Origin of the sequence: Azospirillum himalayense (assembly GCF_042657465.1) — a bacterium.
In the GTDB taxonomy this organism is placed as follows: domain Bacteria; phylum Pseudomonadota; class Alphaproteobacteria; order Azospirillales; family Azospirillaceae; genus Azospirillum; species Azospirillum himalayense.
In genome coordinates this window covers 18,957-32,337 of sequence record NZ_JBHSLC010000044.1, presented here as the reverse complement: position 1 = coordinate 32,337, position 13,381 = coordinate 18,957, and the positions used below count along the sequence as shown (strand labels likewise).

At 65.7% G+C, this 13,381-nt stretch carries 10 protein-coding genes and 1 pseudogene; 8 read left to right on the top strand and 3 right to left on the bottom strand.

All coding sequences use genetic code 11. From position 1 onward, the window contains the following. The first annotated feature begins 621 nt into the window (after nucleotides 1-621). From ACFPMG_RS20605 to ACFPMG_RS20570, 8 genes and pseudogenes are all read left to right on the top strand, one after another. On the top strand, nucleotides 622-2,241 hold the full coding sequence (locus ACFPMG_RS20605) for a pyridoxal phosphate-dependent decarboxylase family protein (RefSeq protein WP_376997048.1): 1,620 nt from the start codon (nucleotides 622-624) through the stop codon (nucleotides 2,239-2,241). Next, nucleotides 2,235-3,779, top strand: a complete 1,545-nt coding sequence (locus ACFPMG_RS20600) for a phenylacetate--CoA ligase family protein (protein WP_376997046.1) — start codon at nucleotides 2,235-2,237, stop codon at nucleotides 3,777-3,779. Before ACFPMG_RS20605 ends, ACFPMG_RS20600 begins: the two co-directional genes overlap by 7 nt. A 55-nt stretch (nucleotides 3,780-3,834) precedes the next feature. After that, nucleotides 3,835-4,323 (top strand): hypothetical protein, encoded by a 489-nt coding sequence (locus tag ACFPMG_RS20595; protein WP_376997045.1) that lies wholly within the window; start codon nucleotides 3,835-3,837, stop codon nucleotides 4,321-4,323. A gap of 69 nt (nucleotides 4,324-4,392) precedes the next feature. Continuing rightward, nucleotides 4,393-5,202, top strand: a complete 810-nt coding sequence (locus tag ACFPMG_RS20590) for a hypothetical protein (protein WP_376997043.1) — start codon at nucleotides 4,393-4,395, stop codon at nucleotides 5,200-5,202. Then, complete coding sequence (locus ACFPMG_RS20585; protein WP_376997041.1) at nucleotides 5,199-5,639, top strand: hypothetical protein; 441 nt, start codon at nucleotides 5,199-5,201, stop codon at nucleotides 5,637-5,639. The genes ACFPMG_RS20590 and ACFPMG_RS20585 overlap by 4 nt, the downstream gene beginning before the upstream one ends. Next, on the top strand, nucleotides 5,636-6,199 hold the full coding sequence (locus ACFPMG_RS20580; protein ID WP_376997040.1) for a hypothetical protein: 564 nt from the start codon (nucleotides 5,636-5,638) through the stop codon (nucleotides 6,197-6,199). The genes ACFPMG_RS20585 and ACFPMG_RS20580 overlap by 4 nt, the downstream gene beginning before the upstream one ends. A 104-nt stretch (nucleotides 6,200-6,303) precedes the next feature. Further along, complete coding sequence (locus ACFPMG_RS20575) at nucleotides 6,304-6,618, top strand: hypothetical protein (protein ID WP_376997050.1); 315 nt, start codon at nucleotides 6,304-6,306, stop codon at nucleotides 6,616-6,618. A 95-nt stretch (nucleotides 6,619-6,713) separates the two neighbouring features. Next, nucleotides 6,714-7,229 (top strand): annotated as a pseudogene (locus tag ACFPMG_RS20570) (transposase); the annotation flags it as partial. A 349-nt stretch (nucleotides 7,230-7,578) separates the two neighbouring features. Here ACFPMG_RS20570 and katG read toward each other — a convergent pair. From katG to ACFPMG_RS20555, 3 genes are all read right to left on the bottom strand, one after another. Then, nucleotides 7,579-9,777, bottom strand: coding sequence for a catalase/peroxidase HPI (gene katG, locus ACFPMG_RS20565; RefSeq protein WP_376997038.1), 2,199 nt, complete (start codon nucleotides 9,775-9,777; stop codon nucleotides 7,579-7,581). A gap of 399 nt (nucleotides 9,778-10,176) precedes the next feature. Further along, nucleotides 10,177-12,888, bottom strand: coding sequence for a PAS domain-containing hybrid sensor histidine kinase/response regulator (locus tag ACFPMG_RS20560; RefSeq protein WP_376997036.1), 2,712 nt, complete (start codon nucleotides 12,886-12,888; stop codon nucleotides 10,177-10,179). A 43-nt stretch (nucleotides 12,889-12,931) separates the two neighbouring features. Further along, entirely contained in the window at nucleotides 12,932-13,129 is a 198-nt protein-coding gene (locus tag ACFPMG_RS20555; RefSeq protein ID WP_376997034.1) for a type II toxin-antitoxin system ParD family antitoxin, read from the bottom strand. Nucleotides 13,130-13,381: the final 252 nt, after the last annotated feature.

The following is a 13,381-nucleotide window of genomic DNA, read 5'->3' as shown; positions in this document are numbered from 1 at the left end:
TGGCGCCATCCTCCATCGTACCCTCCGCGTCCCGTGAGCCCGCGCGCAATCTCGATCACGGAACCCGGTTCGGGAAGAAGGGGGCGTTCGTAACGCTTACTGTCATCACGCCCATGGTCGGCTCCTATGAGGTGGTTCTTCGACGGTCAACGCGGATCACCGGCATTTGGTAGAAGGCCCGTCCACCACATCATCTCACAGCCATGTGCGAGAGGGGCATACGGTCGGCCGAACATGAACCATTCATGCGCCGGCCGTATGATGACTCGGAGAGAAGCACGCCATTGCTGGCGTCATCGTCGGAAATGACGGATTGCGAAATACACGAAGGGCGTTGCATCGCAGCATGCGGATATAGGCAGATGCTGTCCACAGCCTTCGTTCCAAATTTATTCATGCATATAATTATCGTATAAGAAAACTTCAGAATAGCGATTCGCGGCGAATAATGCATATGAATGCTCATGGGGCGAAATGCGAATTTCATTTTCTTTAATAAGCTCGAAATGACGTTTGTATACTGTAATATATACTGAATACGTCCATATTATTCAATACATATGCAATCATGATGTCTCATATGCTTGAGTCATTCTCTTCTATGCCGTATGGTTTTCACAAATGGACCGTCATGAGGTGGGAATAATACTTAAGTATACTGATTCCTTATCAAAGCGGCCTCGCCCTTTGTCGATCAGCACGGTGAACTCCTCATCCACTGAAGAGTTCATGAATGCCTTTGACGTGGAAAGCTTCAACACGGCGGTCGATATCGCCGCTGGCAAGCTTTCCGAACTGCTGGAAAACGACGAGATCCAGGGGGTCGTTCTGGAAAGGCCGAACACCTTGCTGGCTGCCGCGCGGGCGCTGATGGTGGGGACGAAAGACAGCTTCGACGCCAAGCGCTTCGCCGAAATCCTCGATCTCTACATCCGTACGGGCATCAAGGTGAATTCGCGGGGCTACATGGCCCGGCAGTTCTCCTCCGTCGTGCCGGTGTCGGCCGTCTTTGACATGGTCAGCGCCATGGCGCCGCAGCCCGCCTCCTATTACGAGGCCGGGCAGTTGGCGAACGTCGCTGACAAGCTCATCGCGGAGGAGTTCGGCCGCCTGCTCGGTTGGGAGCTTGGCCGCTTCGATATGGTGACGACCTCCGGCGCGTCGCTCGCCAACATGACCGCCGTGCTGGTGGCCCGCAACCGCAAGCTGGGCGACAGCTGGACCGACGGCGTGAGGGCCACGGGCCGTGGGCGGGGCCGCCCGGCCATCGCCTTCGGCGCGGAATCGCACTATTCGGTCAGCCGGCTCGCCGGGATCCTCGGCCTCGGCGTCGATCAGGTGGTCCGCATGCCGCTGAACGACCGCCGACGGATCGACATCGACGGCGCCGTGGCGGCCCTTGACGAGGCCAAGGCGCGCGGACTGGACGTTTTCTGCATTGTGGGCGCTGCGGGCACCACCTCCGTCGGCGCCATCGACCCGCTGGAGGAACTCGCGGCCGAGGCGCGCAAGCGCGATGCGTGGTTCCACGTGGACGCCGCGCACAACGGCGCGCTGCTCGTTTCCGATCGGCTGCGCCCGCGCCTGAAGGGGCTGGAACTGGCCGATTCCTTCTGCCTGGACGCGCACAAGACGCTGTTCGTGCCGGCGCTGTGCACCCTGCTGTTCTACCGCGACCCCGAAGCGGCCAGCGCTGCCTTCCCGGAAAAGCACAGCTACGTCTTCGACCCCGTCGAGGATGAGATGAGCCGCTTCCAGAGCGGCATCAAGAACTTCGAATGCACCAAGCGGCCGGCCATCCTGAACCTGTGGCTGGTCTGGGCGCTGTTCGGCCGGCGCTTCTTCGAACAGAAGTTGGACTATCTGGTCGATCTTACCCGGCAGGCGCACGACCATTTGGCCGCTCAGCCAGACTTCGAAGTCCTGCACCAGCCGGAATCCAACATCCTGTGCTTCGTGCACCGGCCCGCCGGACTGCCGGATTCGCAGCTCGGCACCTTGCAGCTGGCGTTGCGCGACCGCATCCGAGCGGAAGGGCGCTACTTCGTCTCCAAGGTGGAACTGGACGGTTCGACAGTCCTGCGGATCGTGATGATGAATCATCAGATCGGCCTGTTCGACATCGACGCCCTGATTAACGAAATCCGCCGGCACGCCCGCGAGATACGCCGCGACTGGGTCGGCGAGAGCACGCGCAACGACAACAAACCTCATATTTGGACGGTGGAAAAAACATGCTGACGCAGCAGGCGGATGCGAATCTTTCCGGGCAGGAGCTTGCCCTTTCGGTCATGCCGGACACGGTCTTGCAGCCCCGCAGCATCGATGACGTGTTGGCGCTGCCGTCCTTCCTGTCGGTGCTGCGGGACGCCGAAAGGCGGCTCGGCCGCACGGTGGACGAGATGCCGTCGGATGTGCAGGACGCCCTGGTGCAGCGCCGCCTGTGCCAGCTGGTGGAGATCGCGCGCGTCAACCCGCTGTGGCGCGCCCGCATAGACGGCGCGGCCGGCACCGCGCCGGTCGACAGCTTCGAGGCCTTCCAGGCGCTGCCGATCACCGACAAGGACACCTTCCGCGAGCTGTTCACGGAAGCCCGCCCCGGCATGGTCGTGCCCATCGATCGCTGCGGATTCGAGATCGTGGCGAGCGGCGGCACCTCCTCCGGCAAGCCGTCGGAGACCGTCTATCCGCTGGACGAGTTGCAGGAGACCTACGCCTGGGCCGGCGCCTTCATGGGCCGGCACATGATGGCCCATCACCTGCCGGGCGACGGCGCCAAGTGGGTCGCGACCACTCTGGCCGACTATCAGATGTGGAGCAGCGGCACCATGGTCGGCGGCGTGCTCCAGAAGATTCCCGGCGTCAACTACATCGGCGCCGGCCCGATGAGCAAGGACGTGTTCCAGCTGATGATGTCCTATCCCGGCCCCAAGGCCATCATGGGCATCACCCAGAGCATCGCGCTTCTTGCCGCCTTCGCCGACGGCCTGTCGCAGACCGCGCGGGAGAGCTTCCGCGTCGCGCTGTACGGCAGCGGCATCCTGACGCCGAAGGTGCGCGCCGACCTGAAGGCGGCCTACCCGAACCTGTCGATCCTCAGCTATTTCGCCGCCACCCAGGCGGAGACCATCGGCCTGCAGCTGGATGTGGACAGCCCGTTGCTGACCACGGTCCCCGGCCTGCACCTGGTGGAGATCGTCGATGCCGACGGCCGCGGGGTGAAGGAGGGGGAAGAGGGCGAGCTGGTCGTCACCCGCCTGTTCGGCAACGCCGCCCCGTGCCTGCGCTACAAGGTCGGCGACCGGGTGATCCGCCGCGCCGACCGCAAGGACGCCGGGCTGAATGCCCTGCGGTTCGAATACGCCGGCCGCAGCGGCGACTTCATGCACATCGGCGATTCCCAGTACGCCGCCCCGCAGGCGCTGGCCGGGATCATCGAGGAATTCCGCCGTAACCAGGTGCTGGACATCGAGGCGGTCGCCACGGACCTGCAGTTCCAGGTCAACCGCGCCAACCGGGAGCTGCATCTGGTGATCGGCGTGCCGGGCGCGCAGGCGCTGGTGCCCCATGTGGCGTCCCGTCTGGGGCCGGAAGGGTCGGCGCCGCTGGTCATGGCCGGGCTGATCCGCTCCCTGTCCGTCTTCAACGGGCTGGAAGCCAATGAGGCCGCCCTGCGTCGCTCCGGCTACGGCTTCGGCATCCGTTTGGTGGAGCCCGGCGGCCCGGACCTCGTCCGCACCGAGGTGGGCAAGGTGCCGCTCGTCATCGACCGCGTTTGAGGCAACCCGCCGAACACCCGTCACGAACCATGATGCCCAGGCAAAGAGAGGCTCCATGTCTGTCTTGAACATACAAATCTTCGTGGACGTGATCGCCTTGCTGGTCGACAGCCCGGTCGAGGCGGCCGTCTTCCTGTACGACGACAGTCCGGTGACCAGCGCCGGCCGCGGGACGCCGCAGCTGCGCAGCCCCGCCTATCCCGGCCAGCTGGTGCGCTGGTCGCTGGCGCCCATCGACGTGCAGACGCCGGTCTGGCTGGACAGCCTGACCTTCGACCCGCATCCGGCCGGCCTGCCCGATGGGGCGCATATCTTCACGCCGCCGCGTCCGGATCCCATTTGGGCCCGGCGTTGGGAAGGCTACGTGCCCTGGGGGCTGCTCCCCGGCGTCGACTATCCCTACCGACTGACGCTCGCCTTCGGCGGGGCGATCAAGAGGCGGCTGATCATCGACGGGCCGTCGCTGGTGTATGCGCCGCAGCTGGCGGCCCAGGTTTCCGCCCAGGCCGCCTCCGCGGCCCAGGGGGACGGCGCGGCTCTCTGATCGGCCTCCACAGGTCTGATCTGAAAAAGGGTCCCGATGCGAAGGGGCCCGATTTGAAAGGGGACGAAGGTGCAGATTTCCATCGTCACGGTCATTGATGTCGAAACGGCGCTGATCGAAGGCACGCTCGACAACAACGCTTACGTGGTGGACAACACGCAGAACTTCGCCGTTCCCGGCGACACGTCGGGCGGGCTGTCCACCCAAGTCATCGGCGTGCACAACGTGGACGGGTCGCAGGCGGCGGAAGCCGTGCTGAACTGGATCACCATCGGCGTGTCCGGCGTGCCGAACACGCTGCCGCGCGCGTTCCACCACCGCCACCGGGCGGCGGAAAGCAACGCCCGCCTGCTAACCGCCATCAAGGCCGCACGCACGCCCAACGCCATCGCCAAGCTGCTGGGCGACCACGAGAATGGCCAGCGCTCACCGTCCCTGCATGTGCGCAATCGCGACGGCGAGGAGCGGACCCTGCATGGCACGGTGATGAACAGCCACGGCGAGGCGGTGGACAAGTTCGACCTCGCCGCGGCCGGCAACCTGCCGCCGGTGGTCACCAACATCTACGGCCCGGCTGTGGACCAGGGCGTGATGTACCCGGCGCTCTACGGCTCACCCGACGTCTACACCGAGGGCTGGTACTGGAGCGCGTCGGTGGACACCAGCAAGGTGGGGCAGCACGTCTACACTTTGGACGTCGTCCTGCACGAGCCGGTGGAGGAAAAGGGCCGCGTCCTGTGGGTGCCGCGCACCTTCACCCAGACATCCTCGATCACTGTGATCCAGGCCCTGAACGTCAATGGTTTCACCGGCTGCGTCGCTCCGGGCGTGTTGCCCATGGTGCCGGCGGCCTCGATTTGTGCGGGAGGCGCGTTATGAGACAGGTCACCATCCGCCTGGTCATCGACGTCGTCAGCGTGCTGGAGACGGAAACGGTGACCGGGCACCTCTTCATGTTCGACAACAACCGGCTGTACGGTTCTCTCGACCAGAACACCAGCCACCTTGCCACCGCCGTTGCGCCGGGGGACCAGATCATCTGGTCGGTGGTGCCCATCGAATGCGAGGCCTATGCCGCTTTGAGCGCGGTCGATGTGCCGGCCGATCTCGTCGAGGTGACGAAGAACACCTATCCCGGCACCAACGTCTCCTATTGGACCGGCGTGGTGAAGAAGCCGGTGGGCGATCTGTCCTACGGCCTCACCTTCGAACTCGGCACCAAGACCAAGACGATAAGCACGGACCGCACCTCCCGCCTGATCGACGGGAACGGGGTGCAGCGCTCGGGCGCGGAGACCTCGGAGATCGCAGCATGACCACCAAGCACACGCACGCCTCGCACGGCGCCGACCGCAATCCGGCGATCATGCTGGCGGCCACCCAGTTGAACATCGTCACCATCATCGACGTGGCCGGGGCCGTGCGCACCGACACGCTGGAGAACAACGCCGCGCTGTTGGACAACAGCGGCTCCAGCACCGGTAAGGGTACGTCGGATCTGCGTACCTACTGCCAGCAAGGGCAGGCGCTGAACTGGCTGGTCTACTGCATGGACCAGCAGAAGCGTCCCGACGGCACATGGCCGCCCTTCGCTCGCATCTCCAACATCGTGTTCCTGCACGACGACGGTACCGCGCGTTCCAACCAGCTTTGCATCAACCTGAAGGTCTATGGCGGGCCGGACGCGATGCGCAGCCCCTGGACGCCGGTCTACTATTACTGGGCCGGCATGCTGCGTCCCGATCTGGAACCCGGCATCTACAAGTACCGCTTGATCATCGAATGCAGCACCGAGGACCCCGACAAGAAGAAATATTTCGAACTGGACGGCCCGTCCCTGGAAGTCGTCGCCATGGAACAGGCCAACGCCGCGTGACCTTCGGCGTTCCCTCTTTCCCAAGGGACGCGGACCGTCGGAGAAGCGTGGTCGCAGAATTTGCGAGCGACCACGCTTCTCCGACTCATACGGCCGGCGCATGAATGGTTCATGTTCTGCTGCGCCTGGCCCAGGTTGTCTGCGCCGCCATCGGCAGGCTCTACGCGGACGCGGGTTACGACAGCGCCGACAACCGTTGGCTCTGTTTACGCGATGGGGTCCAGCCGCACATCCGCAAGATCGGCGAGCCCCACGGCTCGGGACTCGGAAAGGTTCGATGCGTCGTCGAGCACGGCTGTGCTTGGCTGCTCGCAAACAAACGCCTGGATCGACGGCAGGACAGGTTGGGGCGGATCATACTCGCGCTCCTCACCGCCGCGGCCATCTTCATCGTCGCCAACCGCCTCAGCGCATTCTGAAAACTCTGAAAACCGTCCCTTGTCATGTCCCAAGCGCGATCATTTTTTCCGACTGGTCTTCTCAGAAGCAACAACGTATTTGCATCCGAGAAATAACCCATGCCTCGACCAGCGATCCCGAGGCGCGGCTCTATCGCAAGGGCAACGGGCAGCCGGCGAAGCTGGCCTTCATGGGGCACGCGCTGATGGAGAACCGGAACGCCCTGGTGGTGAATGTCCGGCTGACGGCGGCCACCGGCCTGGCCGAACGCGAGGCAGCGGTGGCCATGGTCGAGGCCATCCCCGGTCGCCACCGCATCACGGTGGGCGCCGACAAGGCTTACGACACCAAGGATTTGGTGGCGGCCATGCGCCGCCTGGGCGCCGCCCCGCACGTCGCGCAGAACACCAGCAACCGCCGCTCGGCCATCGACGGTCGGACCACCCGTCACCCCGGCTACGCCGTCAGCCTACGAATTCGCAAGCGGATCGAAGAGGTCTTCGGCTGGATCAAGGGAGCCGGCTTGCGCAAAACGCGTCATCGCGGCACCGCCCGTGTCGGTTGGATGTTCACACTGACCGCCGCCGCCTACAACCTGATCCGCCTGCCCAAGCTGCTGGCCGCGGCATAATCACGCCCGGAGTCCGCCTGAACGGCGGCTCCGGGAGCCTCGGAGCGACAAAAAACGCTCCATCCCGACCAAAACGGACGTTGCAAGCGCCATTTTTAAGCCTCAACGGAGACAAGAGGCCGGAATATGTTCGTTTTTCCGCGCCTTGTTACGGCCCTACGGCTTTCCGGAAATTCCATTGCGCACAGACCAGCGTGCCGAGCGCCCTTCGAGCCACGATGCCACCAGCACCAGCTGCATTTCCTTTATTCTTCGCCCATTCGCCCCTCCGCGCCGATCTGCACCGCGAAGGGCGGGCCCCGCGGCGACGAGGCCCGCCCGCGCCCTGCGGCGCTTCCCCCGGACGCATCTACTGCCGTGGCCGCGCGAGGTCGAAGCGGTCGGCGTTCATCACCTTCGTCCAGGCCGCGACGAAGTCCTTCGCGAACTTCTCCCGGGAGTCGACGCAGGCATAGACCTCCGCGAACGCGCGGAGCTGGGAGTGCGAGCCGAAGATCAGGTCGACGCGGGTGGCCGTCCAACTGGGGGCTCCGGTCCTGCGGTCCCGGCCCTCGTAGACGCCCTCGGCGTTCGGGGGCTGCCACTCCGTGTCCATGCCGAGCAAGTTGACGAAGAAGTCGTTCGTCAGCGTCCCGGGCCGGCTGGTGAAGACACCGTGCCTGGAACCGCCGGTGTTGGCGCCAAGGACGCGCAGGCCCCCGATGAGGACGGTCATCTCCGGTCCGGTCAGCCGCAGCAGCGCCGCCCGGTCCACCAGGGCCTCCTCGGGCTGCATGAACTGCTGCTTCTTGCTGTTGATGTAGTTGCGGAAGCCGTCGGCCCGCGGTTCGAGCGGGGCGAAGGAGTCGACGTCGGTCTGCCCCTGCGAGGCATCCGTGCGGCCGGGCGAGAACGGCACCTGCACGTCCAGCCCGGCGTCCTTTGCGGCCTTTTCGATCGCGGCGCCTCCGGCGAGCACGATCAGGTCGGCGAGCGAAACCTTCTTGCCGCCGGCGGCGGACGCGTTGAAGTCCTTCTGGATCGCCTCGAGCTTCTCCAGAACCGTCCGGAGCTGCGCGGGCTCGTTCACCTCCCAGTCCTTCTGCGGGGCGAGGCGGATGCGCGCGCCGTTGGCGCCGCCGCGCTTGTCGGAGCCGCGGAAGGTCGAGGCCGAGGCCCAGGCCGTCGAGACGAGCTGCTGGACCGGAATGCCGGACTCGAGGATCTTCGCCTTCAGCGCGGCGACGTCGCCATCATCGACCAGCGGGTGATCGACCGGCGGAACCGGGTCCTGCCAGATCAGCGTCTCCTTCGGCACGAGCGGGCCGAGATAGCGCGCGACCGGACCCATGTCGCGATGGGTGAGCTTGAACCAGGCGCGGGCGAAGGCGTCCGCGAACTGGTCGGGATGCTCGTGGAACCGCCGCGAGATCTTCTCGTAGATTGGGTCGAAGCGCAGCGACAGGTCGGTCGTCAGCATCGTCGGCAGGCGCGTCTTCGACGGGTCGAAGGGATCCGGGACCGACGGTTCGGCGTCCTTCGCCTGCCACTGCCATGCACCGGCCGGGCTCCTGGTCAGCTCCCATTCGTACTTGAAGAGGTTGTCGAAGAAGTGGTTGCTCCATCTGGTCGGAGTCTGCGACCAGATGACCTCCGGGCCGCCGGTGATGGCGTCGGCCCCGTAGCCCCTGCCGTACTTGCTCTTCCAGCCGAGTCCCTGGTCCTCGAGCGCGCCGGCCTCGGGCGCCGGGCCGATGAAGGATGGATCGCCCGCGCCGTGCGTCTTGCCGAAGGTGTGGCCGCCGGCGATCAGCGCCACGGTCTCCTCGTCGTTCATCGCCATGCGGTAGAACGTTTCGCGGATGTCCTTGGCCGCCGCGACCGGGTCGGGCTTGCCGTTCGGCCCCTCCGGGTTGACATAGATGAGACCCATCTGCACCGCGCCGAGGGGCTCCTGGAGCTGGCGCTCGCCGCTGTAGCGCTCGTCGCCGAGCCATGTTCCCTCGGGACCCCAGAAGAGCTCCTCGGGCTCCCACACGTCAGCGCGTCCGCCGGCGAAGCCGAAGGTCTTGAAGCCCATCGACTCCAGGGCGACGTTGCCGGCCAGGATCATCAGGTCTGCCCAGGAGATCTTCCGCCCGTACTTCTGCTTGATCGGCCACAGCAGGCGGCGCGCCTTGTCGAGGTTCGCGTTGTCCGGCCACGAGTTGAGCGGCGCGAAGCGCTGCTGGCCGGCGCCGGCGCCGCCACGGCCGTCGGTGGTGCGGTACGTGCCCGCGCTGTGCCACGCCAGGCGGATCATCAGCCCGCCGTAGTGGCCGAAGTCCGCCGGCCACCACTCCTGCGAGTCCGTCATCAGGGCGTGCAGATCCTTGATCACGGCGTCGAGATCGAGGGTCTGGAACTCCTTGGCATAGTCGAAGTCCCTGCCCATCGGGTCGGACAGCGGCGAGTTCCGATGCAGCATCTCGATGTCGAGGGCGTCCGGCCACCAGTCGCGGTTCCGGCGGCCGCGGGCTCCGCCGCTGAACGGGCACTGGCCAGCGCTCTCGTCGGTCCTTGCGTCCATCGTCTCCTCCTGTGGAAATTGTGTGTTCTGGCGAAAATCCTGCCCAATACGGTCCGTCAAGTAAATTAGGCTTTCATTATCCCTGCGATAGGGCGGTCTTATGATTTCTGGCCCCGTGCATCCTGAAGCGCCGGACGGCGTGGAGGTCGGCCAATCGCGCCGGCTGCCGCCCTCAGTCACAAGGCCGGCCGTGCGAGGCCAAGACGCAGCGACCGGGGTGTGCTCGCTCCCGCAACGATGATGATGGGGCGCCTGCGGGAGAACAGCGCTTCCCGCCGTCTGTGGTCGCTGAATGTCCACATAACCGAGGCGCCACCCGTGTCCACGCAGTGGGCGTCGGCGGTCCAGATCAGTTGGTCGCGGGGTAACGCCCCGGCTGGCGTCCGCCATGCGTGTCAGTTATCGCCGCCGCAGCCCTTCCGCGAGCAATGCCTCCAGTCTGGCGGGATCGATTGGCTTGTGCAGCATGCGAATGCTGGTCCGCCCGGCCTCGGCCAGCCGTTCAGCCGAGGTGTCGCCGGTCACCAGAACTGTAACCGGCGTGCCGCGTCGGCGGGCTTCGCTGATGATGGCCGCGCCGGTCTCTCCCGCACCCAGCGAGTGATCGGCGATCAGGATGTCCGGTGGAGCCTCAAACTCCTTCAGCATGGTCCGTGCCTGCGCCAGCGTGCGGGCAGTGTGCACGGACACGCCCCAACTCCTCAGGGTGACCTCCAGCGCCTTCAGCACCATCGGTTCGTCGTCCACCACCAGGGCCGTCCGGCCCTGCAGCGTCCCGTTGAGGGTCTCCCCTCCGGCGGCTGGGACCCGTGCCTCCTCGTCCGCCAGCGGAAGCGTCAGGCTGAAGGTCGACCCTTCACCGGGTTCGGAGCGGACCGTAACCCGGGTCGCCAGCAGGTCGGCGACCCGGGTTACGGTGGCGAGGCCGATGCCAAAGCCGCGTGCATGTTCACGGGTCGCGTTTCCGATCTGGTAGTAGGGATCGAAAATGCGCTCCATCTCTTCCGGAGCGATGCCCCGCCCGGTGTCGGTCACGTCGATCGCCATCTGGTCGCCCTCGACCCGCGTCTCCACTGTGACGCCGCCCTGTTCGGTGTATTTGACGGCGTTGGAGATCAGATTGCGCAGCACCAACTCCACCAGCAGCGGGTCGGACCGGACCGATCTGGCAGTCGGCGGCACATGCAACCACAGCTTCGCCTCGCGCGCCGGTCCCTGGAATTCGCCGTAGAGACGCGTCAGCAGTTCGTCGAGGTCGAAGACCCGCGCCTGCACCGTGAGCAGGCCGGCGTCGAGCCGCGCCACCTCCAGCAGCCCGCTCAACATGCCCGTCAGGCTGGTCATGCTGTCCGACAGCGACTTCAGGAGTTCGCGCGCCTTCGGGTCGAGCGGCTGTCGCCGCAGAAGCTCGAGAAACAGGTTGGCCGCCTGCACCGGCTGGCGCAGATCATGGCTGACCGAAGCGAGGAAGTTCGACTTCTCCCGGCTCGCCGCCTCGGCCGTGTCGCGTGCCTGCTGCAGCAGGGCTTCGGCGTGCTTGCGGTCGTGGATGTCGGTGGAGGTGCCGAACCAGCGGACGATCGCACCGCTGTGTGGGTCGCGGTAGGGCAGGCCGCGAACCAGGAACCAACGATACTCCCCCGTCTTCGAACGGAGACGATGCTCGGCAAGGAAGAGGCTGCCCGCCCGCTGTGCCTCTTGGAAGCGTTCAGCCGTCAGCGCCGCATCGTCCGGATGGATGAAGTCGGCGATGACGTCCGACACCGTGGTTGGCGCCGTCCGAGCGTCGTAAGCGACGCCGGTGTAGTCGGCCCATTGGTGATTGAAGAACTCGACCCGTCCCTCGGCGTCGGTGATCCAGACGATCTGCGGCACGGCGTCCGCCATCAGACGGAACCGCGCCTCGCTTTCGCGCAGGGCCGCTTCGGTCTCCCGCCGGACGGTCAGATCGGCCGTGACCGCCAGGAAATGGCGCTCGTCCCCGTCGTTGCCGGGCACGATCGTGATGCCGCTGTTTGCCCAGACGTCCGTCCCGTCGGGCCGCCGGTAGCGCTTGTCGAGCGCCACGGTCTCACCCGTCCGCAAGGCCTGTTCAATGGCCATGCGGCTCGCCGCGAGATCATCGGGGTGAGTGACGTCGGTGACGGACAAGCCCACGACCTCCTCCCGCGGGCGTCCCAGGATTCGGCAGAGTTCGTCGTTCGCGCGGAGAAAGCGGCCATCCGGCGTGAGCTCCGACAGGCCGACCGCCGCGCGGGCGAAGAGGGCGGACAGCCGCGCCTCGCTGCGCCGCAGGGCCTCGTCGGTGCTCCGGCGGGAGGTGATGTTGCTGGCGGTCCCAAACCACTCGCAGACCTCGCCGTCCGCATCCAGGATCGGCACCGCCCGCGAATGCGTCCATCCCAAGGATCCGTCGGCCTGCCGGACCCGATGCTCCAGATCGAAGGCGCTCTTGGTCCGGATGGCTTCCCGTACGGCGTCGAGAAGCTGCGGCTGATCGTCCGGATGGATGTACTCCTCGAGCCACGCCTTGTTGCCGTCCGTCGTGTCGGTGAGGAAGCCGTGCCCGTCAAGCTGCCGCAGTTCCGTCCAGTCGATGTTCATGCGGTAGATGGCGTAGGAAGAGGCCTCCACCAGGGCGCGGTAGCGGCTCTCGCTGTCGCGCAAGGCCAGTTCGGTCCGCTTGCGGCTGGTCACCTCATGCACCGTCACCAGAACACCCGCGATAGCCCCGGCATCGTTGCGGACCGGGCTGTAGGTGAGGTCGAACCAGGTTTCCTCCGCGACGCCGTTGCGCTCGAGGATCAGCTTCTGGTCGTCGAACCCGCGGGATTCACCGCGGAGCACGGCCTCGTAGATCGGCCCGTTGAAGTCCCAAACCTCGGGCCAACACTCGCGGGTGGGTTGGCCGAGGGCGCGGGGATGCTTGCCGGCGGTGATTTCGGCGTAGCAATCGTTGTAGATCTGGATGAGGTCGGGTCCCCAGAGAACAATCATACCGAGCGGGGAAGCGAGGATCAGGTCGACGACAACCCGCAAGGACAGCGGCCAGTTCGCCTTCGGTCCGAGGGGCGTCGCAGCCCAATCATGGGCCCGGATCAGCGCTCCCATGCTCCCGCCGCCACTGGGCCAATCCAACTCCGAACCGATGGCGTCAGGGATCATGGCCGCCGCTTGGGGCAGGAGGCTGGGCAAGCGACGCCGGCGGCAGCGCAACACGCTCCTGAAGCAGGCGCAACCCGTCACGCACCACCTCGCTGGCCGTCTGGTAGCGGCCGGACGCCACCAGAGTCTGGACGAAGCGGTCGAGTTCCGGGGTGAGGGAGATGCTCTGGCTGATGCGCCTGGACATGTGACCATCGCAACGGAAGGAAAGCGGTGCCACAGAGTACGACACTGAGTTCGAGCCCGGAAGTCGCCCGAAGGGCATGATACCTCCGGTCAAAGGTCTCGAACGGGGGGAGGCGCGGCGGCAATGCAGAAGACAATGCAGCGGGCGCGTCCGGGCGGCAGGCTGGGCTGGATCGGGCTTGGATCAAGGGCATTTGGCCGCCGGGAAATGGTCGGCCCATCAGGCCGCTATGGGCGCGGCAACGCTGGACAT

Coding starts and splice junctions, on each gene's coding strand:
- ACFPMG_RS20605 (WP_376997048.1), top strand. CDS start 622: ATGGACCGTCATGAGGTGGGAATAATACTTAAGTATACTGATTCCTTA.
- ACFPMG_RS20600 (WP_376997046.1), top strand. CDS start 2,235: ATGCTGACGCAGCAGGCGGATGCGAATCTTTCCGGGCAGGAGCTTGCC.
- ACFPMG_RS20595 (WP_376997045.1), top strand. CDS start 3,835: ATGTCTGTCTTGAACATACAAATCTTCGTGGACGTGATCGCCTTGCTG.
- ACFPMG_RS20585 (WP_376997041.1), top strand. CDS start 5,199: ATGAGACAGGTCACCATCCGCCTGGTCATCGACGTCGTCAGCGTGCTG.
- ACFPMG_RS20580 (WP_376997040.1), top strand. CDS start 5,636: ATGACCACCAAGCACACGCACGCCTCGCACGGCGCCGACCGCAATCCG.
- ACFPMG_RS20575 (WP_376997050.1), top strand. CDS start 6,304: ATGGTTCATGTTCTGCTGCGCCTGGCCCAGGTTGTCTGCGCCGCCATC.
- katG (WP_376997038.1), bottom strand. CDS start 9,777: ATGGACGCAAGGACCGACGAGAGCGCTGGCCAGTGCCCGTTCAGCGGC.
- ACFPMG_RS20560 (WP_376997036.1), bottom strand. CDS start 12,888: ATGGGAGCGCTGATCCGGGCCCATGATTGGGCTGCGACGCCCCTCGGA.
- ACFPMG_RS20555 (WP_376997034.1), bottom strand. CDS start 13,129: ATGTCCAGGCGCATCAGCCAGAGCATCTCCCTCACCCCGGAACTCGAC.